This is a genomic window from Paenibacillus sp. G2S3 (genome assembly GCF_030123105.1).
Lineage (GTDB): Bacteria > Bacillota > Bacilli > Paenibacillales > Paenibacillaceae > Paenibacillus_AQ.
Genome location: NZ_CP126095.1, coordinates 39,023 through 65,635, shown reverse-complemented (window position 1 = coordinate 65,635; position 26,613 = coordinate 39,023). Strand labels below are relative to the sequence as shown.

At 45.5% G+C, this 26,613-nt stretch carries 28 protein-coding genes and 1 riboswitch; of the genes, 2 read left to right on the top strand and 26 right to left on the bottom strand.

Features of this window, described 5'->3' with window-relative positions:
• Positions 1-270: 270 nt before the first annotated feature.
• The 13 genes from QNH28_RS00310 to pth form a co-directional block, all read right to left on the bottom strand.
• Positions 271-771 carry a S1 domain-containing RNA-binding protein gene (locus QNH28_RS00310; RefSeq protein ID WP_036678766.1) on the bottom strand — a complete coding sequence of 167 codons (501 nt, stop codon included), beginning with the start codon at positions 769-771 and terminating at the stop codon, positions 271-273.
• A gap of 123 nt (positions 772-894) precedes the next feature.
• Complete coding sequence (locus QNH28_RS00305) at positions 895-1,230, bottom strand: FtsB family cell division protein (RefSeq protein ID WP_283909700.1); 336 nt, start codon at positions 1,228-1,230, stop codon at positions 895-897.
• Between the two features lie 23 nt (positions 1,231-1,253).
• Complete coding sequence (gene yabQ, locus QNH28_RS00300) at positions 1,254-1,817, bottom strand: spore cortex biosynthesis protein YabQ (protein ID WP_283909699.1); 564 nt, start codon at positions 1,815-1,817, stop codon at positions 1,254-1,256.
• A complete protein-coding gene (yabP, locus tag QNH28_RS00295) occupies positions 1,814-2,098 on the bottom strand; it encodes a sporulation protein YabP (RefSeq protein ID WP_042123140.1) in 285 nt (94 codons plus the stop codon). Before yabP ends, yabQ begins: the two co-directional genes overlap by 4 nt.
• A 138-nt stretch (positions 2,099-2,236) precedes the next feature.
• On the bottom strand, positions 2,237-2,515 hold the full coding sequence (locus QNH28_RS00290; protein WP_042183857.1) for an RNA-binding S4 domain-containing protein: 279 nt from the start codon (positions 2,513-2,515) through the stop codon (positions 2,237-2,239).
• Positions 2,515-2,787, bottom strand: a complete 273-nt coding sequence (locus tag QNH28_RS00285; protein ID WP_036678778.1) for an HU family DNA-binding protein — start codon at positions 2,785-2,787, stop codon at positions 2,515-2,517. Before QNH28_RS00285 ends, QNH28_RS00290 begins: the two co-directional genes overlap by 1 nt.
• Positions 2,788-3,075: 288 nt before the next feature.
• Positions 3,076-4,575 carry a bifunctional methyltransferase/pyrophosphohydrolase YabN gene (yabN, locus tag QNH28_RS00280; RefSeq protein ID WP_283909698.1) on the bottom strand — a complete coding sequence of 500 codons (1,500 nt, stop codon included), beginning with the start codon at positions 4,573-4,575 and terminating at the stop codon, positions 3,076-3,078.
• Between the two features lie 66 nt (positions 4,576-4,641).
• Positions 4,642-6,324, bottom strand: coding sequence for a putative polysaccharide biosynthesis protein (locus QNH28_RS00275; protein WP_283909697.1), 1,683 nt, complete (start codon positions 6,322-6,324; stop codon positions 4,642-4,644).
• Positions 6,325-6,472: 148 nt separating this feature from the next.
• Positions 6,473-7,015, bottom strand: coding sequence for a stage V sporulation protein T (gene spoVT / locus QNH28_RS00270; RefSeq protein WP_234540341.1), 543 nt, complete (start codon positions 7,013-7,015; stop codon positions 6,473-6,475).
• A gap of 255 nt (positions 7,016-7,270) precedes the next feature.
• Positions 7,271-8,314 (bottom strand): peptidylprolyl isomerase, encoded by a 1,044-nt coding sequence (locus tag QNH28_RS00265; protein WP_283909696.1) that lies wholly within the window; start codon positions 8,312-8,314, stop codon positions 7,271-7,273.
• Positions 8,301-11,825: a transcription-repair coupling factor gene (gene mfd / locus QNH28_RS00260; protein ID WP_283909695.1), complete on the bottom strand. Its 3,525-nt coding sequence runs from the start codon at positions 11,823-11,825 to the stop codon at positions 8,301-8,303. The genes QNH28_RS00265 and mfd overlap by 14 nt, the downstream gene beginning before the upstream one ends.
• Before the next feature lie 135 nt (positions 11,826-11,960).
• A complete protein-coding gene (fin, locus tag QNH28_RS00255) occupies positions 11,961-12,191 on the bottom strand; it encodes an anti-sigma-F factor Fin (protein ID WP_042123127.1) in 231 nt (76 codons plus the stop codon).
• An 85-nt stretch (positions 12,192-12,276) separates the two neighbouring features.
• Entirely contained in the window at positions 12,277-12,837 is a 561-nt protein-coding gene (gene pth / locus QNH28_RS00250; protein ID WP_283911993.1) for an aminoacyl-tRNA hydrolase, read from the bottom strand.
• Positions 12,838-12,962: 125 nt separating this feature from the next.
• Here pth and QNH28_RS00245 point away from each other — a divergent pair, with 125 nt between their 5' ends.
• Positions 12,963-13,163: a hypothetical protein gene (locus QNH28_RS00245; protein ID WP_283909694.1), complete on the top strand. Its 201-nt coding sequence runs from the start codon at positions 12,963-12,965 to the stop codon at positions 13,161-13,163.
• A gap of 115 nt (positions 13,164-13,278) precedes the next feature.
• Here QNH28_RS00245 and QNH28_RS00240 read toward each other — a convergent pair whose 3' ends face one another.
• The 13 genes from QNH28_RS00240 to QNH28_RS00180 form a co-directional block, all read right to left on the bottom strand.
• Positions 13,279-14,232, bottom strand: coding sequence for a ribose-phosphate diphosphokinase (locus tag QNH28_RS00240; protein WP_036678796.1), 954 nt, complete (start codon positions 14,230-14,232; stop codon positions 13,279-13,281).
• 87 nt (positions 14,233-14,319) lie between these two features.
• On the bottom strand, positions 14,320-15,720 hold the full coding sequence (gene glmU / locus QNH28_RS00235; protein WP_283909693.1) for a bifunctional UDP-N-acetylglucosamine diphosphorylase/glucosamine-1-phosphate N-acetyltransferase GlmU: 1,401 nt from the start codon (positions 15,718-15,720) through the stop codon (positions 14,320-14,322).
• A gap of 272 nt (positions 15,721-15,992) precedes the next feature.
• Positions 15,993-16,283 (bottom strand): septation regulator SpoVG, encoded by a 291-nt coding sequence (gene spoVG / locus QNH28_RS00230; protein ID WP_042123119.1) that lies wholly within the window; start codon positions 16,281-16,283, stop codon positions 15,993-15,995.
• 210 nt (positions 16,284-16,493) lie between these two features.
• Entirely contained in the window at positions 16,494-17,321 is an 828-nt protein-coding gene (purR, locus tag QNH28_RS00225; RefSeq protein WP_283909692.1) for a pur operon repressor, read from the bottom strand.
• Positions 17,322-17,396: 75 nt separating this feature from the next.
• Positions 17,397-18,251, bottom strand: coding sequence for a 4-(cytidine 5'-diphospho)-2-C-methyl-D-erythritol kinase (gene ispE, locus QNH28_RS00220; protein WP_283909691.1), 855 nt, complete (start codon positions 18,249-18,251; stop codon positions 17,397-17,399).
• A gap of 140 nt (positions 18,252-18,391) precedes the next feature.
• A complete protein-coding gene (locus tag QNH28_RS00215; RefSeq protein WP_042183837.1) occupies positions 18,392-18,568 on the bottom strand; it encodes a small, acid-soluble spore protein, alpha/beta type in 177 nt (58 codons plus the stop codon).
• 181 nt (positions 18,569-18,749) lie between these two features.
• Positions 18,750-19,025: a biofilm formation stimulator Veg gene (gene veg, locus QNH28_RS00210; protein WP_019914493.1), complete on the bottom strand. Its 276-nt coding sequence runs from the start codon at positions 19,023-19,025 to the stop codon at positions 18,750-18,752.
• Between the two features lie 315 nt (positions 19,026-19,340).
• Entirely contained in the window at positions 19,341-20,243 is a 903-nt protein-coding gene (gene yabG / locus QNH28_RS00205; protein ID WP_283909690.1) for a sporulation peptidase YabG, read from the bottom strand.
• Between the two features lie 71 nt (positions 20,244-20,314).
• Positions 20,315-21,199, bottom strand: a complete 885-nt coding sequence (gene rsmA / locus QNH28_RS00200) for a 16S rRNA (adenine(1518)-N(6)/adenine(1519)-N(6))-dimethyltransferase RsmA (protein ID WP_283909689.1) — start codon at positions 21,197-21,199, stop codon at positions 20,315-20,317.
• Positions 21,196-21,747 (bottom strand): ribonuclease M5, encoded by a 552-nt coding sequence (rnmV, locus tag QNH28_RS00195; RefSeq protein ID WP_283909688.1) that lies wholly within the window; start codon positions 21,745-21,747, stop codon positions 21,196-21,198. The genes rsmA and rnmV overlap by 4 nt, the downstream gene beginning before the upstream one ends.
• Before the next feature lie 177 nt (positions 21,748-21,924).
• Positions 21,925-23,088: a resuscitation-promoting factor gene (locus QNH28_RS00190; protein ID WP_283909687.1), complete on the bottom strand. Its 1,164-nt coding sequence runs from the start codon at positions 23,086-23,088 to the stop codon at positions 21,925-21,927.
• 281 nt (positions 23,089-23,369) lie between these two features.
• A riboswitch (cyclic di-AMP (ydaO/yuaA leader) is annotated at positions 23,370-23,599 on the bottom strand.
• A gap of 197 nt (positions 23,600-23,796) precedes the next feature.
• Complete coding sequence (locus QNH28_RS00185; RefSeq protein WP_283909686.1) at positions 23,797-24,567, bottom strand: TatD family hydrolase; 771 nt, start codon at positions 24,565-24,567, stop codon at positions 23,797-23,799.
• Positions 24,568-24,660: 93 nt separating this feature from the next.
• Positions 24,661-25,944, bottom strand: coding sequence for an HD domain-containing protein (locus QNH28_RS00180; RefSeq protein WP_283909685.1), 1,284 nt, complete (start codon positions 25,942-25,944; stop codon positions 24,661-24,663).
• Between the two features lie 304 nt (positions 25,945-26,248).
• Between QNH28_RS00180 and QNH28_RS00175 the strand changes: the two genes are divergently transcribed.
• Entirely contained in the window at positions 26,249-26,503 is a 255-nt protein-coding gene (locus tag QNH28_RS00175) for an AbrB/MazE/SpoVT family DNA-binding domain-containing protein (RefSeq protein WP_042123095.1), read from the top strand.
• Positions 26,504-26,613: the final 110 nt, after the last annotated feature.

The following is a 26,613-nucleotide window of genomic DNA, read 5'->3' as shown; positions in this document are numbered from 1 at the left end:
TGGAGGGACACTCATAAGAAATTTCCGACAAAAAAGCCTTCGCGTACAATCTCTAAAAAAAGGGTTCTATCCCTTGTGGGGCGGTAGGTTGATTAGTTTCAAGATTGTTTACAACGCAGTTTCACGCGCTAACGCGGCGGTCATTCGTCAGCGATTGCCCTAGAGTTATGTGAGAATGACATGGATGCTGTCGGCAATTTTATATGACATGACAAAAAAACCGCAAGGGCGAAATGCCCCTGCGGTTATTTATGATGTACAGGTATTGGATTATACGCGTTTAGCTCCACGGCCTCCGCGCTTTCCTTCTGTGTTCTTCTTAATCGAAGATATCCGTTCTTCGCTGTCTTTCAGGAATCGCGACATTTTATCCTCGAATGAAGGTTTACCGGCTGCAGGCTTAAATGGACGCCCACCCCGTTCACGATTGAATCCACCGCCGCCTCCACCACTGCCGCCTCCACCGCCGAAACGGTCTCCGCCGCTAGGACGTTCTGGTCTTGGAGCTCTAGGCGGACGTACTTCCGATGCCGGCTTGTCAACAGCCTGCTTAATGGAAAGTCCGATCTTGCCGTCCTTATCGACGTTGATCACCTTGACTGTTACTACATCACTAATCTTCAGATGATCGTTAACATCCTTGACATAATTATCGGCGATTTCCGAGATGTGAACGAGACCTGTGACACCTCCTGACAGATCCACAAATGCTCCGAAATGCGTGATGCCTGTCACTTTGCCTTCTAACTTGGTGCCCACTTCAATTGCCATAGAATAAAATGATCCTCCCTTAAAAATATACAGACGAATATTAAGGTCATCTGTCTGCGGTGATTTGATTATACAGTAAAGAGCAAAGCAAGGCAACAGAGTAAAAGCCTCTTTTAGCCTCTATTATTGCTCCGATTGCTCTGTTCGAATAGGAGTTTCCCCTTGAGGATAGATATTGTACCATTTACGTGCTAATTGGCCAATATACTCATCATCATTAAGTCTAGATAATTCATATTTTAATTGAGTTAAAGATGCCATGACATCCTCACTAGTCTCCTGTTTCTTAGCAAGTTGCTCACCCTTGTCCGCAATGACCGCGCCTTGATCGAAGTAGGTATAACCCGCCCAACCAAAAAACACTGCCACAAAGACAATCCACATAAATCTTCTTCTCTTCGCGCCTGCGGCCGAATTTTTGCTATGATTACTTTTCTCTTCCGCAGTAAATCTGTTCATGCAGCGTACCCCCTAATTCAAGGTCAGCGTTTCCGCCATTTGGTAATCCATTCAGTGAGCTTCACAATCCATGCGCTATGTGTCAGCCGCGATAACCGTGGAGAGATCCACCTTACAGGTAATACCCAAATTGGTTTCGACAGACGCAGCAGAAGCTTAAGGATGAACCATAGAATACGACCTAGCAGCTTTAGCAGTCCTAAAATAAAGCGCCAAAGCCAGAGAAGAGGTGTACCTATCAAGATCTCCACAAGTCTCCATAGCAACCTGCACATATACTGAACCGATTGAATTAACATTAACACAAAACGCCTCACGGTAACACTGAAGATTAAAAAATAGATCCATACTCCTAGAAACAAACCTAGAAAGACATAAAACCGCAATTGTCCTTGATTTCCGGCATAAAGCATACGAAAAACGAGCAACGCAGCCCAAATCCAATACAGCAGATCTAGCATGGCATTCAGCCATTTGGGAAAATTGAACTTCAGCGACAGCACCCGGTAGCTGTCATAGGCCAGTCCCATTGCCAATCCGGCCATGATCATGTAGAACAGCGTCACCCACTGAACTGCAGGGTTCATTTAAATAGCTTACCGAGTAGACCTTTGTTTTTGCCCTGCGATCCGGGATCGAGATAAATCAGGGAATGTACATTGCCCTCTAAAGACAACATTCCGTTCTCCAGACTTAAATTTTTAATATGTAAATGATTCCCGCGAATGGTGAGATGGCCGAGTTCTGTACGAAGCAAAAATTCCTCGCTGTCGAAGCTCTCCACATTTTGCACGCCCGTCAACTCTAGCTGCTTACGACTGCGCATGTGCAGATCATGCTGTTTATTTACCTTTCCTGGCTCGATCATAGCATGTACCCCTCCTTCTTACCTCTAATCTATGGCAGAAGTAGAAGTTATAGAACATCCCGTCCTTCAAATAAGAGAAGAAAAAAGAAGGCACAACTCTACAGAATGTAAAGTTATGCCTTCTTCTATTAAATACTCTTACCAGTCCAGTCCGCTGCTTTTGGCAACAGGCTCTTCCCGAACTAGAGTATACATACCAGCGGCCTCGTCCTTGCGAGTCGTTTCGACCAGCTTTTCTACTTTGACCGTTACAAGCTTTTGTCCAAATTGTACAGTAATCTCGTCACCGATCTTAACTGCACTACTAGGTTTAGATTCCCGCCCGTTAATCAGCACCCGACCTTGTTCGGACACATCCTTGGCCACTGTACGGCGCTTAATCAAACGGGAAACTTTCAGGAATTTGTCAAGACGCATTAGTTAACGGCTTCTTTAAGCTTGTTACCAGCTTTGAAAGCCGGTACAGTCGATTCTGGAATTTCAATCGTTGTGCCCGTTTGCGGGTTGCGACCAGTGCGTCCTGCACGTTTGCGAGTTTCAAAAGTTCCGAAACCGATCAGTTGGACTTTATCACCTTTTGCCAAAGCTTCTGTAATCTCACCCAAGAACCCGTTCAATACTGCTTCTACATCTTTTTTTGCCAATCCGTTTTTCTCGGAAATGTTGTTTACCAAATCTGTCTTGTTCATAATTTAAAGTTCCTCCTAGGATACGAAAAAATAAATGAAACGAGAATCACCACCATAATATGGGGCGAATCGTCATTTCGTCTTTATGTTATTCTTGATGTCACCTTAAAATCCTGCCACGATTCGTCGTTTTTTTTTAAAAGAAACAGTTATTTCTCAGAAATCGTCGCAGAATCTATTCTATAGCACTATTAAACTACTGGCCACATTCTAAATCAGAAAATAAAAGCTACATCCACAGCATTGCCCCATTTTGGAGTCCATATACCGTTATGGGGCTGTGAATTACTAGACTTTTCGCTCCTCAGCCTTAGCTTCCTGCCACAATTCTTCCATCTCTTCCAGACTACTATCCTTTACACTCTTTCCCTTGCGCTGCAAGCTTTGCTCAATATATTGAAATCGGCGCACAAATTTGCGGTTAGTCCGGGTTAATGCCTCTTCCGGATCTGCATCGATAAAACGAGCGACATTGGTAACTGCGAACAACAAATCTCCAAGTTCTAGAATTTGATCATCTGATGCTGCATCTGTGTCAATCGCCTCCTGCAGCTCATCGATCTCCTCACGAATCTTGGCTATGCAATCCGTAGCGTTGTCCCAGTCAAAGCCCACCTTGGATGCTTTTTTCTGAAGCTTGTATGCCTTCATAAGGGCAGGCAGATCACGCGGAACACCACTAAGAACGGATAATTCCTCTGGCTTCACACCTTTACGCCGCTTCTCTTCTGCCTTCATGCCCTCCCAGTTCTTCAGCGCTTCTTCGGCATCATTTGCATTGGTATCGCCGAATACGTGGGGGTGACGGAAGATAAGCTTATCATTCAGCCCTTCAATGACGTCATACACGTTAAACGTGCCAAGCTCCTCCTCCATTTGAGAGTGAAGCATAATTTGAAGTAAAAGGTCGCCCAGCTCCTCTTTCATATGATCGGGGTCATCCTCATCAATCGTTTCAAGGACTTCGTAGGTTTCTTCGATTAAATTTTTGCGCAGGGATTCATGTGTCTGCTCCCGATCCCATGGACAACCTTCCGGGCTTCGAAGAATATCGACAATCTCATGCAATCGGGCAAAGGTACGATTTCTTAGATTCTCATCGCGATTCGCAGGTACATAAACTAGTGACAGGTTACCATAACCGTCGAGTCGATCCAGTTCGTATAGTGGAACTCTTACAATGCTTTCTTCGTTCTCGACACCGAGTGCATGACCCACAACAACTTCATATTCAGGCGGGTACAGCTCCATCAGACATAATTTTGTCTCCGAGGCTGTAAAGCTATCGTACACCTGACCAATCAGAGTATGTAGTTCAGGCTGAAGCTGAGCACTGCGAATGCCTGAAGCATCTAGTAACTGGAATCCTTCGATGGGGTCAAACCCGAGTCGAACAAACGCCTCGTCGAGAAAGCTTTCTCCGCCCAATATTTGCAGTTCAATGCCTTCCTCAGGACACCGCTCGCGCAGCTGCGAAACCGCTGATTCCGCAACCATAGGATGACCCGGAACCGCGTAGACAATATCTGTACCGTCTGCTGCTGCTTGAGCCTCTTCAATCAGCTTTGAAGTTATCGCTGCATACACCTCAGGAAATGAGGATAAAGATTCATACAACCCATCAAAGGACTGTGAAGCTATTTCAAGCTCAGAGAGTGCAGCCATGACCGGATGCTCTTTCGTGCGCACGTAGACAACAGATGCTGCCTTCAATTTTTTTACAATTCCTAGCGTCAATCGATCAGGGTTGCCTGAACCAAGACCGACGACTGTTAATGTTGCACTCATGTCTGTTCCTCCTCTTAAGCGGCTGTCTCAGCAGACCGCATTTATATATGGTGATGTAAACGTTAATTAAGGAAATAAGCGCAGCTTCTTCAGCTTGTCCGCCAGGGACGGGCCGAAGCCCGGAAGCTGGCGCAGCTCGCTTTCGCTAAGGAGCCGCAGGGCTATAGCCCCTACGGCAAAGACAGCGCAGCCTGCGAGCACTCCGAGCAGGCTCTGCGCCAAGCTGGCGGTGCGTCCGCCGCCGATGCCAGCGGCCGTAGCCACAGCGCTCACGCCCCAGCTGGCGGCTGCGGCGGCAAGAGCCAGGCCCGCTGTGAGCAGCGCGGGCCGTGCCAGGGCATCTGCGAGGCGAAGCCGCAGATGGCCCTGGTGGTACAGCAGCAGCACATTGAGCGCTGCTGCGAACGAATGCGCGGCCACGCCAGCGATGGCTGCGCCGGTAATGCCCTGCTGCGGAACCAGCAGCAGGTTCAGGACCGCCTTGAGCAGCGCGGCGGCCAAAAGGTGCAGGGCCGGGGCGCGCACGTAGCCGAGGCCCTGCAGGAGCGCAGCCGAGATGATGCTGACCGTACCGCCAACAGCGGTTAAGGCCAGCCAAGTCATAGTGCTGCTACCGGCGGTGTCGCCGTAAAGAGCCATATTAATCGGCTCAGCAAGCACTGCTAGGCCCGCTGAGGCCGCTAGACCTAACAGCCAGAACCAACGCAGTGATAAGCTGCAACGGCTCTCAATCAGCTTCATATCTCCCTTGTACTTTGCCTCTGCCAAGGCTGGAATGAACACAACAGACAAAGAAGTGGCAATCATCGTTACAATCTGCACTAGCGGCAAACCGCGATTATACACACCAAACTGTGTCATCGCCTCCACTTCACTTCCTGCAGAGGATAGCAAGCGAGGTACAGTGAATACATCTACAAGACCGATAAGAGGCATTGCTAGCGCGCCTAGCATCACAGGAATTCCATAAGCCAGTAAGGTTCCTGCTTTAACGCCCATAATTCGTTGATTGGCACGCCCCTTAATTTCCGCATTGGGCGGCTTTAAATCCTGACTTTCGACAGAAGCGTCAGCATCTAAAGGGACTCCCTGTCTTAATTGCCGCCGATGACGTCGCAAATATAGCAGCATAATCACAAGGCCCGCTGCCCCTCCCCCAGCCGAGCCGAGCAATGCGCCAGCAGCGATGCTCTCAGCGCCTGCATCTAGCGAAGTCAGATATAATAGCAGCACAATCATCACCGTAACGCGTACGGACTGCTCTACAATTTGTGACACAGCCGTCGGAACCATATTATGAAGGCCCTGAAAGTATCCGCGCAAAGCTGACATGATTGGGACGAACGCCAGTCCCCAAGCACTTGTTCGCAAAGCGGGCATCACATGCGAGTTGCCGACCCACCCAGCTATAATCGGCGCACCTGCATAGGTGATTGCTCCGATAACCAAACCGCTAATGCCCGTTATAATCGCAGATAACCGCAGAATCCGCCGACCCTCGTCATCCCGTCTTCCTGCAGAGGCTTCAGCGACAAATTTGGATATAGCCGCTGGCAAACCCAGCATCGCTACCGTTAACAACATCGTGTACAAGGGATAAACTGTGTTGTATATACCAAATACCGCATCTCCGCCTAGATTTTGCAGCGGGATTTTTTGAAGTGTACCTATAAGCTTTGAAATAATCGCTGCTGCACTTAGAATAAATGCCCCTTGCAGCAACCGTGATGTTTGTGAGTTAGATTTCATAAAATACCTGCTTCTACAACTTTGATGGGATGAATTTCTATATTATAACGTATGTATGCCCACAAGTAGAAACGGTTTTGTATGAACGACAAAACCCCGTTTGCCCTTTGTGTATGTTACCAAAAGGAAAGCGGGGTCTACATTACGTTTACTGCTCCATTTGCTTGCCAAGGAATGCGGCGGCGGTTTCGGCCATCTTTATTTCCATTGACGACATTTTCGCCGAATCATCCTTACTTACCATCACTACACAACCAATAGGATCTCCACCGGAAATGATCGGTGAGGCTACATATGAGGACACCAAATCCGGATGATCTTTAGCGATTTCATAACTGCCTTCGTTGGTTTCCAGTACAGTCTTACGACTATCCATGACCTTCTCCAAAAGAATTCCTACTTGTTTTTCCAAATAGTCTTTCTTGGAGCCCCCAGCCAGTGCAATAAAGGTATCACGATCAGCAATCATCGTAATATGCCCAGTACCTTCGAACAATGACTCCGCGTACTCTTTTGCAAAGTCACCAAGCTCGCCAATCGGGGAATATTTCTTGAGTATGACTTCACCGTCCCGATCGACGAAAATTTCCAGTGGGTCGCCTTCTCTAATCCGTAGAGTACGTCTAATTTCTTTGGGAATAACCACTCGTCCGAGATCATCAATACGCCGAACAATTCCAGTAGCTTTCATTTCACATGTGCCCCGCTTTCTTAAGAAGTATGGTCTTACTACTGTCCATTATGGGAAAGGATAATCCCAGTGATTTATCGTAATATCTGACCATAGTATTCATCTCTTCCCAGATCCTTATACATAAGCTGACATGTATTAATATCTGCATCAAGATAAAGGCCGTTCTAAAGATGTTTCTTCGAAATAAAAAGCCATCTTCACATTAAGTGAGGATGGCTTTTCTAAGGTAAGCTTGTCCATTTTTACCGATGTTTATTCAGCAGCTTTTGTAGCACTTGGGGATGCGCTTGGTGCTGGAGTGGCTTCTGTTTCACTATTTTTTGTTCCGGATTCATCTGCGGCAGCAGAGCTCTTCGGCAGATTGATGCTCTCAATAATGCCTTCCAGATCTTTCTCCATGAACGCTTCTAGGTTCTTGGACACAATGGAGCTCTTAATGCCTTCTTTTTGTTCATCCGTTAACTGGTCAAAGGTTTTGTCTGTACGGGACTCCACCTTGATAATGTGGTAGCCGTAAGAAGTCTCTACAGGATCACTAATGGTATTCAAAGGCAGGGTTTGAGCAGCCTTCTTAAACTCATCTACATACGTGCCTACAGCTTTATCTTTATATTCTCCGCCCGTTTCTTTAGAGCTTGTATCGTCAGTGTATTCCTTAGCGATTGCTGCAAAATCAGCCCCGCCGTCCAGCTTTGCCTTAACTTCCTTCGCGATTTTCAGTGCTTCTTCGCTAGTGCGCTCTTTGTTGTTAGCATCTGTCAGACCGATTAGCACGTGACGCAAAGTCGCTACTGTAAAGTCACCTTTTGTAGCTTCAAATTCTTTGACAACCTGATCGTCTGTCACTTTAAGCAGCATATCCTGATAAACCGTCAGTACACGCTCCATATAACTATGGATATCGCCCTCTGTAACGTCAGCGTCTTTTAGCGTTTTCTTATAATTGTCGCCCAGAGTTTTCTTCAAGTCAGCGATTTGGCTATCTGCCTCTTTCTTCGCCTGCTTCTTCGCTTCATCCGTTGCTTTGGAAGCCAAATATTCAAAGCCCACTTCCTGCTTCAAAATAGATTCTTTAAACGCCTCAATCTCTAAATATTGCGCTTGCTGTGGGGAGAGGAATTTCATGATTTTTTGATCCATAGCAAATTCCTTCTCTGTGATTGTTCCACCTTTATAAGTCGCAACTGCCTTGCTATCATCAGCACTGCTACCGCATGCTGCTAGCATAGAAAAGGAAACCGCTGCTACCAATGAAACGAGCAGTACTTTCCATGATTTTTTTTTATTTAACGACATTGTGTAGTTCTCCCTTCGATTTTAAAGACTGTTTAGCTTCTTTAAGAAACTGTTCAAGCAAGTCAAGCAGCTGTTTATCACTTAAGTCTTTCGATTTCACTCGGATACTGGCTTTAGCATCTCTATCAAATTGTACACGTCTTTCGAAGCTATTTCCAACTTTGGCGAGTTTCGCCGTATCCAGAGCGCCAAGACTCCCCTCATAGAAATTCAGGGTAACATCATCACCACGTCTGATCATGGAATCAATGCCATACATTTTTCCATACACTTTCAGACGAGCCACGGTTAGTAGATTAACAACTGCTTCAGGCAGTTCTCCGAACCGATCCAAGAGCTCATCCTCAAGCTCAGAAGCATCATCGAAGGAAGTAACTGCCGCAACTTTTTTGTAGATTTCAATTTTCTGGATACTGTCGTAAATATACTCGGATGGCAGATACGCGTCAATCGACAAATCAATGACTGTATTGCCTTCTTTGAGCGAGGTATCTTCCTCTCCAAGCACAGTAACCTTACGTTTACGGATTTCCTCTGCCAGCATTTGTGAGTATAGATCAAATCCCACGGACGCAATAAAACCATGCTGTTCTGCGCCAAGTAAGTTGCCGGCACCACGAATAGATAAATCCCGCATCGCTATTTTGAAACCAGAACCCAGTTCCGTAAATTCCTTAATAGACTGTAACCGTTTCTCTGCCACTTCAGTCAGAACCTTGTCCCGCTGATACGTGAAATAGGCGTACGCAATCCGGTTGGACCGGCCTACACGTCCACGTAATTGATAGAGCTGAGACAAGCCCATCTTATCCGCATCATGCACAATAAGCGTATTTACGTTAGGAATATCTACACCCGTCTCAATGATACTTGTGCTGACCAGCACATCGTACTCTCCATCAAGAAAGTCAAGGATCGTCTTCTCCAGCTCCGCTTCCGACATTTGGCCATGTCCGATGCCAACCCTAGCCTCAGGAACAAGCATGGAAATTTGAGCGGCCATTTCTTGAATGCCCTGCACACGATTATAGAGATAGTAAACTTGACCGCCACGAGCCAGCTCCCGCTCTACAGCTTCCCGCGTAAGGGTCTGACTATGCTCAACCACATAAGTCTGGACGGGGAAACGGTTCTCTGGTGGCGTCTCAATGACAGACAGATCACGCACTCCCAGCATTGACATATGCAATGTACGAGGAATTGGAGTTGCTGTCAGGGTAAGAACATCTACATTCGTTTTTAACTTCTTCAGCTTCTCTTTATGCGTCACGCCAAATCGCTGTTCTTCATCCACGATCAATAAACCTAGGTCCTTGAATACAAGGTCCTGTGACAACAAACGGTGGGTACCAATAACCACGTCAACCGTTCCCGCCCGAACGCCTTTAATCGTCTCATTCTGCTCCTTACGGCTGCGGAAACGACTTAGGACTTGAATATTTAGCGGATAATTAGCGAAACGTTCCCGGAAGGTCTCATAATGCTGCTGAGCCAGAATCGTTGTCGGTACAAGCACTGCCACCTGTTTACCTTCAATCGCTGATTTAAAGGCTGCTCGTATAGCTACCTCCGTCTTACCATAACCAACATCTCCACAAAGGAGTCGGTCCATTGGACGGTTCTGTTCCATATCCTTCTTAATCTCTTCAATCGCCCGAAGCTGATCCCGAGTCTCCTCGTAAGGGAACATCTCTTCAAATTCACGCTGCTCCTGTGTGTCCTTCTCAAAACCATACCCTGCTGCACTTTGGCGTTCGGCGTACAGTTTGATTAGATCATCAGCAATATCCTGAACGGAAGAGCGGACCTTATTGGTCACCCGCGTCCATTCATTACCACCTAATTTATATACTTTCGGCTCTTTATCTTCTGAACCGACATATTTCTGAATCAAGTCAATTTGCTCAATTGGAACCGAGAGCTTATCGCCACCCGCATATAAAATGTGCATGTAGTCGCGATGAATACCGCTGACCTCCAGCGTGCCGATCCCCATATACTTACCGATACCATGGTTCTGGTGAACAACATAATCACCAATTTTCAGCTCAGTATAACTCTTGATCCGTTCAGCATTATCTATCCCTTTAGAGATCTTCCGTGCCTTCCGCTGCTTCTGAGAGAACATCTCTCCTTCAGTGATAACAGCTAAATGAATAGAAGGCAGCTCAAAGCCTGAACCCAAATTTCCTTGTACGATCGTTGGCTCATCAATGCCGTAGTCATAAAGGACTCTGCGCACACGTTCAATCCGCTCTTCACTACTAGCAAGCATCATTACCTTTACACCGGACTTGTGCCAACGCTCCATCTCCGACTTGAGCACATTCATCTGACCATGGAAATCCTGCATCCCACGACTAATAAACCCAAGAATGTTCTGTGGTTGAATGTGCGGAACCTGACGCAAAAAGATCGACATAAACAGGCTTTGGAACGGACGTTTGTACATCACAACATCCGTATCGACTGAGAGATCCAAATCCGGCAATGTTTTACCGTTTTGCATCAAGTGCAGGTTCCATTCCGACTCATCTCTTTCGAGCTGTTTCGCCGTCTCAAGCAGTCTTGTCGGCTCATCAAGAATAAGGATCGTATCCTGGGCCATGTAATCAAATAAATGAGAGCGTTCAGGGTATAAAAGACTGATATATTTATAGATTTCAGGGAAATAGGTCCCTTCACGCAGCATTTCTAGCTCACGGCCTATTTCTTCCTTAAGTCGCAGCTTAGCCTGCCGATCCGCCATCTTCTCGAGCTGGAGCTCCAGCAGAGCTGATGCTTCAGCAGAAGCAGATTCCTGGCGAAACCTGCTCGCTATGATCTCTTTAGCCGGTGTAATCTTCACACTTCGTACTTTATCAATAGAACGCTGATCCACTGGATCAAAGGTTCTGATGGAATCAACCTCATCATCAAATAACTCAACCCGATATGCCAAAGCAGAAGTCATTGGATAAAAATCGATAATTCCACCTCGTACGCTCAGTTCGCCACGATTCTCAACGCGCTCTACTCTTTCATAACCCATTTCGATCATGGACATCAAGAATTCATCCAGAGCAAGCGTTCCATCCTGAGAAACCGTAACCTGCGCCTCTGCCATAACCTCTGGTGCAGGGAGCAGTCTGCGTACTCCCGAGTAGGGAACTACAACAATACCACGGAAGCCCTGAGCACATTTGGTCATTACATCAATACGCTGAGCTAGAGTCTCTGGGCTTGAGACAGCCGCTTCCGCAGCCACAAGCTCATTAGCAGGATAGAGCAGAACTCGCTCCGGGGAAAGCGCTTCCTGTAAATCATCGGCCATTTTCTGAGCCGAAAACATATTATGAGTCACCACAAGCAAGGGACGAGCTGTCTCTTCATGCAGTGCTGCAAGCATGATCTGTCTAGCTGAACCTGTAAGCCCCGATATGAGCTGCTCTTTCATACCTGCAGCGACACCCTGGGTGATAGACTGGAAATCGGGATCCTTGGAAAAAGCTTCTATAATACCTTGTAACAACAGGCGCACCTCTCTTACTAAACAGGCTAACGGAAGCCAAAGCCGCCGTCACCTATTATGATTGGAATCGAAAAGAAGCCTCAGCTGTAACGCCAAGGCTTGCGGATGACGATAGAGACAGGCAGGTGCTTCCACCTACTGAAGCGGACTTGTCAGCAGGCTAAGCTCCGGATTATGCTCTAAAGCCTCCTTGCAATAGTCGCAAGTCACCTTTACCGTGATCTCACCTTCTGAATTATACGCTATTATATCTCTGCGCTCCGCAGGGGTCAAGGAATGAAGGCCCAACTGCATTTCTGTAACATCACTTCTATTAATGCTGCCTAGAGATGTCTTGCAGTGCCTACATACATAGTTTATTGCCATCTATATGCCTCCTGAAGGTACTATATACCTTCAGTATGTCCGGCGAACATCATCTTTAGCCTTAATCACAAGCAGAGTTTACAGATCAACCATTGAATTTAGCCATCGTCTGTTCGAATGAATTGTGCAAGCTGAACTCCAGTGCATCACAAGTATTCAGGATCATTTTCTTCAGCGGATCCCCTTCCTTTTTAGGAAAAGTAGAGAGAACATAATCCACTATTGCAAAACCCGGTTCAGGACGAGAAATACCCATTCGTACCCGATTAAAGCTTTGTGTACCGACATGCTGAATAATGGATTTGATTCCGTTATGTCCACCAGCGCTCCCTTGATAACGCAATCGGATTTTTCCAATTTCGGTATCCAGATCATCGTAGACGACGATCATATCTTCTAGTTTAACTTTGTAATAATCCATATAAGCACGAACGGCCTCACCGGACAAATTCATAAAGGTCATCGGTTTAATCAATACGGTTTTGACTCCCCCAATAAAGCCTTCACCGATCACGGATTTACATTTGCTTTGGTTGAAAGAAATCCCGTTCTGAGCTGCAAGCTCATCCAATGCCATAAAGCCAACATTATGCCTTGTTTTTGCATATTGTGTTCCCGGATTTCCCAATCCGACAATCCATTTCATTATCGAACCTTTCCTTTCCATTCGGGCTCTCCGGCAAGAGAAGTCCGTTTTTGGTACAATAGATCTTATCTACATACTCTTAAGTAACCAGAGCGAAATTATACTCCGAAGACAGGTGATAACCTATGCTACATCAAGGTGGAATCTTAACACATCAGCGCGATTTTCAGTACCATATCCAATATGCTGTGCCTGTGGAAATATACAGAGGCGACGTGCACATTGACATCGGTATATTGACAGCAGTGGACGAAGGATTCGTGGAGCTGCAAGGGACACTCTATAACCGCAGCATATTCACCTTCGTCTCCCGCGCCGGGTATTGAAGCCAGCGCTTCTACCTGCATCACGCCGATAAGGGTTACATCTCCGACAACGGAGGTGTAACCCTTTGTAAAATATAAGAATGTATAAGTTTCACGCTATACATTAACCTTATATTTATTCAATCTCAAACAATTTACTAATCGACAGCTCTTCATGAACGCGGATAATTGCCTCACCCATAAGTGGAGCCACGGACAACACTTTGAGCTTAGAAGTTGGGTTCGCGCTGCGAATTGGAATCGTATCCGTCACGATAATTTCTTTAATTGGAGAATTCTCCAGACGTTCATGTGCAGGACCAGACAATACTGGGTGTGTACAGCAAGCGTATACTTCCTTCACGCCGCCTTCCATCAAAGCATTAGCACCAAGTACGATGGTTCCAGCAGTATCGATAATATCATCAATCAGAATGGCTGTTTTGCCTTCGATATTACCGATAATGTTCATAACTTCGCTGACATTCGGCTCTGGGCGACGCTTATCTATAATTGCAAGCGGAGCGTTCAGGAAATCAGCAAGCTTTCTTGCACGTACTACACCGCCATGATCTGGCGATACGACAACTGGGTTCTCGATTTGTTTGGAACGGAAATACTGAGCCAGGATGGGAACGCCCAGCAAGTGATCCACTGGAATATCAAAGAATCCCTGAATCTGCATAGCATGGAGGTCCATCGTAATTACACGGTGAGCGCCGGCTTTTTCAATCAAATTCGCTACCAGCTTGGCCGTAATAGGGTCACGGGAACGAGCTTTACGATCTTGACGAGCGTAACCATAGTAAGGGATAACCACATTGATGCTTTTTGCGGAGGCGCGTTTGAGTGCATCCACCATAACTAAAAGCTCCATTAGGTTGTCATTCACTGGGCCGCAAGTGGATTGAACAATATACACATGACAACCCCGTACGCTTTCTGACAGCTTGACCTGAATTTCTCCATCGCTAAAACTTGTAGTGTGCGATTCACCCATCGGAATTCCGATGTAATCAGCGATTTGACTAGCTAGCTTAGGGTTGGAGTTACAGGTGAAAATCTTTAATTTGGAATCACAATAAGTCATAAAATTTAAACCCTCCGTGACGGAATTTAGCTTTCCAAAGGCGCCGGCGCGGAAATATAAGTCCGTCCGGCGCTTCTTAGCAACGCTTTACGATGGACTCGAGTGGTCTTTCTTTGCTTTTGCACGGGATCGGATCTTCTCTGCATATCCCGGTTTGTTCTCCTGTCTTACTCTGGCAACAGCCAGATCGTTCTCTGAAACGGAACGTGTAATGGTCGAACCAGCTACAACAAAAGCTCCTTTGCCCACAGAAACAGGTGCAATAAGGTTAACGTTACTGCCGATAAAGGCATCGTCTTCGATTGTTGTCGTAAATTTATTATACCCGTCGTAGTTAACAGTAATCGCACCGCAACCGACGTTTACATTCTTACCCACAGATGCGTCGCCAATATAGCTAAGATGTGACACCTTAGAACCGTCACCAATTGTAGCATTCTTGATCTCGACGAAATCTCCAACCTTCACTTCTTCTCCAAGTATAGAACCTGGACGCAAATAGGCAAAAGGCCCAACGGTAGTCCGTGCGCCAACTTGTGCTTGATTCAATACGGACTGCTTAATCGTTGCGTCGTCCATGATCTGACAATCCTCGATTTCGCTTGCGGGTCCGATCACACAGTTCTCACCGATTACAGTTTTCCCCTTCAAGATGGTTCCTGGATAGATCATTGTATCTGACCCAATGACTACATCTGCTCCGATATAAGTGGAGGCAGGATCGATGATGGTTACGCCGCCCAGCATATGTTTGCGGTTGATACGTTGACGCATAATACTTTCCGCTTCTGACAAAGCTAAACGATCATTAACACCAATAGACTCGTTAGCATCTTCAGTCTGGAATGCTAGAACAAGATCACCTTGCTCACGCAGAATACTGATAACATCTGTCAAATAATATTCTTGTTGATTATTGCTGTTAGTAACCTTCTCTAGAGCTGAAAATAACTTGATGTTATCAAAGCAATAAATTCCTGTGTTGATTTCATGAATAGCTGCCTGTTCGGCATTGCAATCTTTTTGTTCTACAATCTTCATTAAGCCGCCATCTTCACTGCGAATAATCCGCCCTAACCCGGATGGATCATCCATTACTGCGGTTAATACAGTCGCTGCTGCCTGACGTTCCTCATGCAGAGCCATTAATCCTATCAGCGTCTCCGATGTAATAAGCGGTGTGTCACCATAAGCAACAACCGTCGTTCCCTCTTCACCACCGAGCAAATCCTTAGCCTGTTTGACAGCGTGCCCAGTACCGAGCTGAGTTTCCTGCAGCACGTATTCCGCACCTTGCCCTACATAGGCCTTAACCTTCTCTGCGCCATGCCCAACAACAACAACGGTGCGCTGGCATCCGGTCGCTTCTACTGTATCAAGCACGTGCCCTACCATTGGCTTACCGCAAACGGGGTGCAGCACCTTATATAATTTAGATTTCATTCGCTTGCCTTGACCTGCGGCAAGAACTACAGCCATTCTTTTCAAGAATGCCAACCTCCTACTCTTGAACTCACTACTGAATATATCTCATTCCGGGCAAAAAGAAAAGAGAACCATGAAGTCATGGTTCCCTTTTCTATAAACCCCATGTTAGAAAAGCATTTATCGCTGCCTTTCGAAGATGTCGTCAAATCCTTCACTAGCGCTAGCTTTTCTTGCAAGATCAGGCTGCATAAGTCATGAAGTATATTCGGTATGATCTTATCAAAAACGGCGGATCCTACGCCACCCAAAAGGTAGCCGTGTTCCGAGGTAGCCTAAGCTCCCTCTTCAATAACTTCTTCTTCTTCTTCAGTAGCGGCGCGATCGTACTCGGCCAGAACCGCGGATTGAATCTTCTCGCGTGTTCCCGAAGAGATCGGGTGAGCGATATCGCGGAATTCGCCATCCGGTGTACGCTTGCTGGGCATTGCAACGAACATCCCGTTATTACCATCGATGACGCGAATGTCATGAACAACAAACTCGTTATCGATTGTAATGGATGCGATTGCTTTCATTCTCCCCTCAGAGTTAACGCGGCGGAGTCTGACATCCGTAATTTGCATGTGTGTGTTCACCACCTTTTTCCATCAGAGACTTGGTGTATAATTCCACACAGCAAAGCGAATTCCTTCTTTTTGATTCCATAAAATACCTAAAAAAGAAATATATTTTTTAGGTTCCGTTGTTTTCGACACGCATCGGGTGATTTTCTTAATATCTCTTACGTTTTCGACAATTTCCACGCTTTTTGAAAACGTAGAAACGTCAATCCATCAAGAGGAAAAGTAGTTACCGGGATGCGCCGAAATTCGCCGCTCTTTCGAATCTACCTCGCTAAGCTTCACTAAAGACACATAGTCATGCAACAAACGCTCTTCCGTCTCTACTGCGCCTGATTCGACCAATACACCCACTCCAGCAACCTCGGCATTGAACTCACCGAGCAAATCAACCATACCTCGAACGGTTCCGCCTGCCTTCATGAAGTCATCTACGATGAGTACCCGCGACTTCTCCTTAAGTGCACGTCTGGAAAGAGACATGGTGTGTATGCTCTTATGTGATCCAGATACATAATTAATGCTTACTGCTGAGCCTTCAGTAACCTGATGGTCACGTCGTACCAACACCACTGGCAAACCGAGCTGTGCTGCCGTTGCATAGGCTAGCGGAATCCCTTTAGTTTCTACTGTCATCACCACATCGATTTCCTTTCCATAAAAGGCCGTTGCGATGATCTTCCCTGCCTGCTCCATCAAAGATGGCAGTCCAAGCAGATCTGACATATACAAATAACCACCAGGCAGTATCCGATCTGTCTGTTCCAGTTGCACACATAAACGATTAACAAAAGAGAGCGCCATATCTTTAGGCATAACAGGAATATAACGTACTCCACCGGCTGCACCGGCTAAAGTCTGAAGCTCTCCAATGCCTTCACCTTCAAATACTTCTTTTATGATTGCCAAATCTTCACTGATGGAGGACTTAGCCGCTCCATACCGATCGGCAAATATAGACAGCGGCAGTAGGTCATGTGGCCGCTCAAGTAAAAACTGAGTCATGTCTACCAAACGTTGGCTTCTTTTTAATTTCTTCACGGAATGCTCCTCGCCAAAACCGAATATTTTAGAAAAATATATCACTTTTGTACGGGTTTACACAAGAGAAGCATACTAATTGAGTGATCTCACTGCGTAGACTTCCTTGCAGAACCCTCGCAGTCCATTATAAATTCTTGCGACTTTAGACTGCTTGGACACCAAACCAAACACTGTAGGACCGCTACCGGACATTAATACTCCGTCTGCTCCGAGCTTAACCATCGCCTCTTTGAGCTGCTGGACCTCTGGATGCAGCTTTAGAGTAACATCCTCAAGCACATTGCCCAGATGATTACACACGCCCCCAAAATCTCCAGCTTCGATCGCGTCCTGCATCTTTCGAGCCGAAGGATGAACCGCTATATTATTGCTCCGAACGCGTCCGTATACTTCCGCAGTCGATACATTGATTGGCGGCTTAGCCAACACTACCCAGCATTGCGGAGGGTTCTTGATCGGCGTAAGCTTTTCGCCACGTCCTGTTGCTAAGGCTGTGCCGCCTGTAACGCAGAAAGGCACATCTGAGCCTAGCTCAGCGCCAAGCTCCTGTAACTCCTGTGCAGGTATGCCTAGGCGCCACAGCCGGTTAAGACCGCGTAACGTAGCCGCTGCATCGCTGCTGCCGCCAGCCAGGCCAGCAGCTACCGGTATTCTTTTATCCAGATGGATATGTACACCATTCTTCACGTTATAACGCTCTTTAATAAGCCTAGCCGCCTGAAAGGCGAGGTTCTTCTCATCCAGAGGAATATAACCGGCTTGACTTGATATTATTATAGTATCCCTTGGCAGCTCAGACAGCTCTAAACGGTCTGCTAGATCCACCATGGTCATAATCATTTCCACCTCATGAAAACCGTCAGCACGCTTGTGCAGCACATCCAGCATCAAATTAATTTTCGCTGGTGCCTTTTCATACATTTTCAAGGCGTTCACCCACCTTCAGCTTTTCCCGTAAAAACAACTTAACATATTATATGAAAAACTTCTAATGAAGTCCAATAATAAAAGGGTGTCGCCAGTTGGACGCACCCTTTTTCGTTAAATAATTGTTCACACCCTAAAGATTAAGATTTCCGCGCAGCCTCTTCGGCGAGCTGAATCGCTCTTTTTACCATATTGCCGGCATCCTTCGCCCGTATTCCTCCCCAGCCTTCACGTTCCACCGTTTCGTAAAAACCAAGTTCCTTGGCTAACTCTGTCTTTAGTTCTTCCGACATCATGCCTCGTTTTCTGCGGCTCATTACGAATTCCTCCCTTATGAAAGTAAATGATAAACCGATTGCTCAATTAGTATGCTTGCTAAGAACAAGGATCATTCACCGAATGTTTAAACGCAAAGAAGAAACGGTCGTCCTGTATGAAGGATAACCATTCCTCGTAAAAATAAAAAAACAGCCTCCGAAGGAAGCTGCCCGTGAAACATTAAGCTTTAATATACATAATCCGCATCTGCCCATCGTCTTCACAAACTGTGATTTCCACAGATTCAGTAAGGATATCGGCATAGCTATAGGAGACTCGCTTGAATGTTTGCTGCTCCTGATCCAGTTTGACAATAAATACAGAAGGGTACGTTTCTTCCAGGACACCGGTGCGTTCAACGGTTTTACGACGACCTCCGTTTGCACGCAACGTGATCTTATGACCGACGTGAGCTTCGAGACTGCGTTTGATTTCCAACAGCGCGTTATTAGCCATTGCCTGACGACCACCTCTTTTCTTGTCCATTATACAACTTTCCCAGGTGTTTGTCAAAGCAAATAAATAATTATAGATGATGAATATTTGGTTGTCAACGGAATTTTTTTGCGGACAATCAGAGGCGAACTAATATCCTTGTTATCTGTAATAGGTTTACCAAAAAGCAAGAAAAATAACATTGTCGATCTTTAAGAATAACTACCATTTCACGTAAAAAAAGGGTTAAGCTCATCGCTCACCCTTTCTTCACGTTATTTTTTTCGGCACTCCAAATTACCTATTAGCTTTGAAAAACAGAACCATCCTTGTCGATTAAATTGCGGAAGGTGTCACTTTTAGTGCTGACAAGTTCTGCAGGCGTGGCATCCCGATACGGAAGCTGCCACGGGTCTCAATACCGCCGATCCCCTGATTCCCACTAATGGTGTTGTTTAAAACATCACTCAGATTCACCGTATCCTTAATGGGTGTGAACGACGATTTTGCCGCTACATAAACTGGGTCTAAGGCATGGATCAATATCCGTCCAGGAGAACTGGCAAAATTCGCCCCTGCCCCCAGCAGTGCTTCAAAATGTGACTGACAAGCACCTGCAACAATAGTCAACGCATCAAAATTTCGCTCATAATCCCTAGCTACCCTAATAGCAGCTACGAAGTTTTGCGAATTTTTATAGCTGCTCAGACTGTGAAGATCGTAAGTATGCTGTTGCTTCAGCACCCCGTCATGACCGGTAATTACCACAATATCTGGACGCACGCGGGGCAGCAGCCGGTATAAAGTGTCAGCCATTGCGGACTCATGAACATGATGACCTTCAGCAGGGATCCGCAATTGCTCGTATAAGCTAAGGCTCTTATTCAGATACGCTGGATCGCCATCCAGATGCAGTACTTTCCCTGGTACTTCGAAATAAGCAGCTTCCTTGGGCGATGGAGCCCATGCCCCTTCTGACAGAGCGCTCCCGCTCCGCTGACTTTGCTCTTGTCGGTCTTTCCGCAGCTGTGTCAGTGATTCATTCGCCTTAATCTGTGCTTGCTGTCCTCGTTCCGTAATTCGGGTAGGAGGCACTTGAACCAAGTCATTCAGAGGAGAATCCGCCAACAGACGGAAATCTGTGCCTTTAATGACGGCTCTGTCCTGCACAATATGATCTACACGAAAAGTCAAATCACCGCCATAAGATTTACGAACGACCAAGTCTCCTAAATTCATTACAACCACCACCTCTACCCCATCGTATGGGCAAAGGCCTCAGTTGGTTCATAACTAGCCGTGTTTTTAGCTTATACAATTCCTGCAGCCAAAAGAACACCGCTTAATCGGGCATATTCTTCTAGACTTAACGTTTCTCCACGACGTGTTGGTTCAATACCAGCTTCTGCGAGTAAAGCCTCTAGACGTTCACGTCCCTCTTCAGGGAAATAACGAGCCTTGAGATTGTTAGCAATCGTCTTGCGGCGTTGTGTGAAAGAAGCTTGGACGACCTCAAAGAAATGCTTTTCACTCTCCACTTCTACCGGTGGATGCTCTCTTACCTTTAGACGGATTACAGCGGACTCCACGTTAGGTTGAGGAATGAACACCGTACGCGGCACAATGCAGACGAGCTCAGGCTCGCTGTAGTACTGCACGGCAATGCTAAGGCTCCCGTATTCCTTCCCTCCCGGAGAAGCAGCCATACGCTCTGCAACCTCTTTCTGAATCATTACAACGATGTTATCAAGCGGAAGCTTCTCTTCGAGCAGCTTCATCAGGATTGGAGTAGTCACATAATACGGCAGATTGGCAACTACGCTTACCTTGTTCACGGATGAAAAATCTTCCTTAAACAGCTCCTGCAGATTTACATTCAGAACATCATCATTACGAACCTTAACATGCGGATAAGGGGAAAGTACGTCCCTTAAAATAGGAATCAACCTACGGTCGATCTCCACAGCGGTTACAGCACCAGCTGTTAGCGCCAACCGCTCCGTCAGGGCTCCAATCCCTGGACCGATCTCCAGCGCCCCTGAGTCGCTATCTAGCCCAGCAGCGTCTACAATCTTGTCCAATATATTTTGATCTATCAAAAAATTCTGTCCTAAGCTCTTCTTGAACTTGAATCCATAACGTTGAATAATTTCTTTTGTCCGTTTTGGAGTCGAAATTTCCTCTCTACCACTCATGAAGTAATGCCCCCCTGATCAATTTGGGCGAGAGCCCCGGCAAATTCCTCCCGCGTAATTCCAAACATCGCCAGCCGCTTGTACAGCTGCTTGCCATTACAATATCCGATTCCAAGCAAATTACCAAGTACCATACGTCTTTCAGCTGCCCGAGGGTGTACAAGCATTCCAGCGGCCATTAGATCATCAAGCCCAATTAAAGCAGGTGCTCCTTCAAAAGAGGTATGTACATTCCGCAGCGCATGACGAATCGCCTCTGGAGATGCATTCTCCACACCGATATCTCCCTTGCGAGTTGCGTCCTTCTCCGGAATGAAGGCGTGCTTGCAGCCTGGCACCTTTGCGGACACAATCTTACGAATTCGCTCACCCGCATGATCCGGGTCAGTAAGAATAATTACTCCTCTACGTTCCATAGCAAGCGCGATCTTCGCAATTACGGTCCGGTCTACAGCCGACCCCCCTGTTTCGATCGTATCTGCTTCTACAGCGCGTTTAACAGCGACGGTATCACTCTTACCTTCAACGACAATTAATTCCTTAATCATATCTCTTGACTCCTTCCAAAAAAAGCAAAAAAGAAGAGGTTTCGCTCCTCTTCTTTTGGTTAAAGAATGTATAAGTGATGAGCGGTTGCTCTGCGATCAACGAAATGATCATCTGGCGTTCCTTAACGGTTATCATCACTATAGCTTATCAAAGAATAATTTGCAAAAGCTTCAGTACTAGTTTAACTCCGGCTTCACAGGTCCAATCACATAAACGGTACGTGATTTACGGCCGAAATTACGCACATGGCTCAGTGAATCGTAATAGACATCTACTTTATTGCCTTTAATGGCACCGCCAGTATCTTCTGCTCGGCGGAATCCAAGCCCCTCGATATATACCCACCAGCCAATAGGAATTACATTCGGGTCTACTGCAATCGTACGACCTTCCGTTACGCGTGTTCCGGAAGCAGTTTTGGTACCTATGCCTGGCTCTTCTGATGAATAAGCTGTCATGGAGACGTTCTTAATCATCTTCTTGTACTCAAAGTCTACGCCAGCCTTGCTTGTGACGTTATTAGTCTTAGCGCTAACCTTAGCCGTTTTAGTAGTGGTGTTTGATTTGGAAGTTGTTGTAGATTTAGCTACAGTCGGCTTAGGAAGTGCTTTGGTACCAACGGCAATAATCTTATCTTTCGTTACCGTTTGTACTTCCTTACCAATCATGCGCATAGAGGCCAGTTCTCCGTCTTGGTAGATCTTTTCAATATGCTGAATCATGACGCCTGGTTTGCCTGCCTGTGCCACTCTAACTGTTCCCACAGTAAGGGAGGGATCTGCTGTCTTGATGACTCTGAAGGGTAAGTTAGTTGTTCGCTGTACGGTCTGTTTGTTGATGCGAACAATCTTAATCTCCATGTTGGCAGAAATGGTGGTGTCTAACGAAGGGAAAATCTTATCCTGACCTTCTAGCGTGATACCCATTTTGTCAATTGCTTTACCAATGGTATCCTCGGTCGTATATAATGTTTTTGTTGCTCCGTCCGCAGTAAGGCTAATTTTCTGCGCACGATTAATTACGACACGGTCACCGTCTTTTATTTCATCACTCAGACCTAAAGATAGTTCATCATGTGGCTGCAGCGAAATTTGCTCTTTCTCCAGCACATCACCAAGAAGCGCTTCTCGCGTTTCAAGCGTCTGTGTCTGTCCGTCTATTACTAAAAATAATTGTTTGTTACTTTGACCATGTACGTACAGCAGAATAAGTAGCGCGATAGCGACTGAAATCACGCCTGCAAGTAAAAGTACGCGAGTATTTACTTGCTCCCACCGTAATGCGAAAGACCTGCTGGATGACTGCGAATCATGGGATACCTCTGGTTGGAATACGCCCATTCTCTCCATCCTCCTTACATAGCCTCGTCGTCAATTGTATATCATGAGGACTGAATTTCTTTGACGAAACTATTTGAGATTGTCACAGGACACGCACGTATTAACTTAGCGTCTCCTGCTCATGGATCGCCTGCTCGGCACAGCTACTCCCACCCCTGTTATATAACAGTATGTGGGCAACATTCTATTTATTCAAAAATAAAAAAGCCTAAAAAGAGTTCAACTGAGGACTCTTTCGTGGCTTCTCCAATGTCAGAATAGAGAATGCTTGTGCACGAGGTTGCCTCTCTTACTTGCGCTTACGGGGTTAGCTGTCGGGTTCGGACGAAAGAGAGACGCCCTATTTCAGGTCACCCGCTCATGGCGGTTGCCCTTAAATTCACCCCAAAGACCACGTGAAGAAATCAAATACTGTCCTGCGGCACGTCTAAGCCGTATTTAAAATACAGGCATGCGGCAGTTCAATATTGGTTCCCCCGTTCTCCATACGGAGACTCAGCGAGACGATCCATGAATCAATGGCTGTCACTATAACACAGCTCACATCACTGAAAAGATGATATCCTGTTTTGATGCATGTTGTAAAGGACGATTCAACCACGTTTAAGCAAAAATATGGTTAAAATATTGTAATATTCAGCCGTTTTTATATTAAAAAAGTTTAATATATCGGCTATTCTCTATTTTTCACCTGTTTTACTCCCGTTTTCAGTCAATCCCAAATCGTTCCAGTGCGTTCGCATACGTTATTTTAGCCAATTCTTCCCATGTTAACCCTTTAATTTCAGCTGCCGCCTCTGCTACCAGCTTCACATGAGCGCTCTCATTTCGCTTCCCACGGAACGGGTGTGGAGTCAAATATGGAGCATCCGTTTCGATCAATAATCGGTCTAGTGGGGTCTGAGCAAGCACTTCTTTTGGCACTCTTGCATTCTTGAACGTAATGGGTCCTCCAAATGATAAATGAAAACCAAGATTCAAGCACATTTTAGCGGTTTCCCAGCTTCCTGAGAACGAGTGCATCACGCCTCCAACCTCATTTGCCTTTTCCTCGCGTAAGATCCGTACAACATCTTCATGGGCATCACGATCATGAATACAAATCGGCATATTTAGTTCACGGGCTAGTCCAATTTGTTTGCGAAAAACCTCGTGTTGCACATCCTTGGGAGAAGTATCCCAGTAGTAATCCAGTCCAATTTCACCGATAGCCACCACTTTTTTATGACTGCACAAAGAAGCGATCCAATCCAGATCTCCTTCTTTCATATCAATCGCGTCCTGCGGATGCCAGCCCACTGCTGCATAAATATAATCATAAGATTCCGCCAGCTTCATCGTTGAAGGAATCGTCTCCCGATTAAATCCGATATTAATCATCTTGCTAACTCCTGCCTCAACAGCACGAGCAATTACTTCTTCGCGATCCTCGTCGAATTGAGGTGCATCCAGATGCGTATGTGTGTCAAACAGAAACATTTTAACCCTCACTCCTTGTTCTTTTTTAAATATAAGACAGCATAAATTTCACGTTATCCGTTCTTCTTGTCATAAATCCCATATTTTCTTGTATTATTTTGCAAAAATCTCTGCTATAGAAGCAGGCAATCGTGTAAGCGCATTTCTCAACTTATCCTGAGGAAAATAAAGATGATGTCTACCACGGTGAATACCGCTAATCGAGCGTACAATATCCGACACCTCTGAAATTTCCCGCAGATGATCATGCCGATCAAGTAGAAGGATTTGGTTATTATCAAAAGCTTCTCCCGGACGGAACACATCATAGGGCAGATCTGTCGGAAAATCAATCTCCAAGTCATATTCTGGGTGAAGTCCCGCTGCCGCAAAACTGCTGCGAATTTCAGTAATCATATCTGTATTGAGATTCTCCATCTCAACGTATTTATACAGTTTACGATGAATAAACCGCGTACACAAATCGCTTAATAGCTCATCCTTCTCAAGCGTCCATTGCATAAAAGCCGTCTGAACCAGTGCTTCATCCAGCATTAAATATTGCTTCACTGTCACCTCACCACGGAACAAATCCTCCAGCGGATTAATCATGAAATTAAAATTATACCCCTCTTGGAAAAGCTCCTTAGCTCTACGGAAAATTTGTCGTAAAATAATCTCAGAGCTACGTGTCACCGGATGAAAATAGACTTGCCAGTACATTTGATAACGCGACATCAAATAATCTTCAATGGCATGCATTCCTGATTCTTTTACAACAACCCGACCATTATAAGGACGTAGCATTCTCAAAATCCGATCAATGTCGATCGTTCCATAGTTTACACCTGTATAGTACGCATCACGCAGCAAATAATCCATGCGATCAGCATCTAGCGGACTGGAAACCAAATTTACAACAATTTCATGCTCATAAGTTTTAGAGATCACCGAAGCTACTTTACGAGGAAAATCCTCCCCCACATCACGCAAGATCTCAGTAATCTCTGTGTCCTCCAGAATAATACGACAAGTCCAATCTTCATGATTCATTTCAAAAGCTTCTTCTATAGAATGAGAAAATGGACCATGCCCCAAATCATGCAGCAAGGCCGCACACAAAGTGAGCAGACTTTCTTCAGGAATCCAATCCTTATATCCGCTTCGTTCAAATTGCGAAATAATTCTACGCGTAATTTCGTATACCCCAAGGGAATGAGAAAACCGACTATGCTCTGCGCCATGAAAAGTGAGATACGAGGTACCCAACTGGCGGATTCGGCGTAAACGCTGAAATTCCTTTGTATTTATTAGTCGCCAAATAATAGTATCCTGCACATGGATATAATTGTGGACCGGATCTTTAAAAACCTTTTCTTCTGTGAGCGGCTGCTTCATGAGATCAACTCCTTTTTTAAATTTAATATGATTTTAGCCAATATAAGTATATAATAAGTAATTATGTCGCACTTTGTCGAATTGTGACGTTTTTAGTCTTGGTAAATCGACAAAGTTTATTTTTACACTTTTTTTAGAATTCGTGATTGTTATAGGGAATTCAAAGTTCTCGTGAAAAAGCACTTATTTAACAGATGAAAAAAGGTTGACTGTTTTGGGAATCGTTGGTATTATAAATATCATAAAACAGTGAACAATGTCGAATAATGACGTTTTTGGAACATTGAGAGGAGTAACGATTGTTATGATGAAATCAACAGGAATTGTAAGAAAAGTAGACGAACTTGGACGGGTTGTTATTCCCATTGAATTGCGCCGTACTCTTGGCATTGGTGAAAAAGACGCACTTGAAATTTACGTTGATGGTGAGCGCATTATGCTTAAGAAATATGAGCCTGCCTGCATTTTCTGCGGCAACGCTGAGAACGTAACTTACTTCAAAGGAAAAATAGTTTGTCATGAATGCATTTCTACTATCCCTACCCCTGTGACAAACTAAAATAAATAGTATATAATAGAACTAATCAAATTGTTAATTCTAACCTTTTCATATCTCCTTGACCTCCCGTGACCGCGGGAGGTATTTTTTTCTGCATTTACCTGTGTTTG

Excerpts from the sequence above, each read along its gene's own strand:
- QNH28_RS00310 (WP_036678766.1), bottom strand. The coding sequence starts at position 771 with ATGGCAATTGAAGTGGGCACCAAGTTAGAAGGCAAAGTGACAGGCATC.
- QNH28_RS00305 (WP_283909700.1), bottom strand. The coding sequence starts at position 1,230 with ATGAACAGATTTACTGCGGAAGAGAAAAGTAATCATAGCAAAAATTCG.
- yabQ (WP_283909699.1), bottom strand. The coding sequence starts at position 1,817 with ATGAACCCTGCAGTTCAGTGGGTGACGCTGTTCTACATGATCATGGCC.
- yabP (WP_042123140.1), bottom strand. The coding sequence starts at position 2,098 with ATGATCGAGCCAGGAAAGGTAAATAAACAGCATGATCTGCACATGCGC.
- QNH28_RS00290 (WP_042183857.1), bottom strand. The coding sequence starts at position 2,515 with ATGCGTCTTGACAAATTCCTGAAAGTTTCCCGTTTGATTAAGCGCCGT.
- QNH28_RS00285 (WP_036678778.1), bottom strand. The coding sequence starts at position 2,787 with ATGAACAAGACAGATTTGGTAAACAACATTTCCGAGAAAAACGGATTG.
- yabN (WP_283909698.1), bottom strand. The coding sequence starts at position 4,575 with ATGAGTGCAACATTAACAGTCGTCGGTCTTGGTTCAGGCAACCCTGAT.
- QNH28_RS00275 (WP_283909697.1), bottom strand. The coding sequence starts at position 6,324 with ATGAAATCTAACTCACAAACATCACGGTTGCTGCAAGGGGCATTTATT.
- spoVT (WP_234540341.1), bottom strand. The coding sequence starts at position 7,015 with ATGAAAGCTACTGGAATTGTTCGGCGTATTGATGATCTCGGACGAGTG.
- QNH28_RS00265 (WP_283909696.1), bottom strand. The coding sequence starts at position 8,314 with ATGTCGTTAAATAAAAAAAAATCATGGAAAGTACTGCTCGTTTCATTG.
- fin (WP_042123127.1), bottom strand. The coding sequence starts at position 12,191 with ATGGCAATAAACTATGTATGTAGGCACTGCAAGACATCTCTAGGCAGC.
- pth (WP_283911993.1), bottom strand. The coding sequence starts at position 12,837 with ATGAAATGGATTGTCGGATTGGGAAATCCGGGAACACAATATGCAAAA.
- QNH28_RS00245 (WP_283909694.1), top strand. The coding sequence starts at position 12,963 with ATGCTACATCAAGGTGGAATCTTAACACATCAGCGCGATTTTCAGTAC.
- QNH28_RS00240 (WP_036678796.1), bottom strand. The coding sequence starts at position 14,232 with ATGACTTATTGTGATTCCAAATTAAAGATTTTCACCTGTAACTCCAAC.
- spoVG (WP_042123119.1), bottom strand. The coding sequence starts at position 16,283 with ATGCAAATTACGGATGTCAGACTCCGCCGCGTTAACTCTGAGGGGAGA.
- QNH28_RS00215 (WP_042183837.1), bottom strand. The coding sequence starts at position 18,568 with ATGAGCCGCAGAAAACGAGGCATGATGTCGGAAGAACTAAAGACAGAG.
- veg (WP_019914493.1), bottom strand. The coding sequence starts at position 19,025 with ATGGCTAATAACGCGCTGTTGGAAATCAAACGCAGTCTCGAAGCTCAC.
- yabG (WP_283909690.1), bottom strand. The coding sequence starts at position 20,243 with ATGAATTTAGGAGACTTGGTCGTTCGTAAATCTTATGGCGGTGATTTG.
- rsmA (WP_283909689.1), bottom strand. The coding sequence starts at position 21,199 with ATGAGTGGTAGAGAGGAAATTTCGACTCCAAAACGGACAAAAGAAATT.
- rnmV (WP_283909688.1), bottom strand. The coding sequence starts at position 21,747 with ATGATTAAGGAATTAATTGTCGTTGAAGGTAAGAGTGATACCGTCGCT.
- QNH28_RS00190 (WP_283909687.1), bottom strand. The coding sequence starts at position 23,088 with ATGGGCGTATTCCAACCAGAGGTATCCCATGATTCGCAGTCATCCAGC.
- QNH28_RS00185 (WP_283909686.1), bottom strand. The coding sequence starts at position 24,567 with ATGTTTCTGTTTGACACACATACGCATCTGGATGCACCTCAATTCGAC.
- QNH28_RS00180 (WP_283909685.1), bottom strand. The coding sequence starts at position 25,944 with ATGAAGCAGCCGCTCACAGAAGAAAAGGTTTTTAAAGATCCGGTCCAC.
- QNH28_RS00175 (WP_042123095.1), top strand. The coding sequence starts at position 26,249 with ATGATGAAATCAACAGGAATTGTAAGAAAAGTAGACGAACTTGGACGG.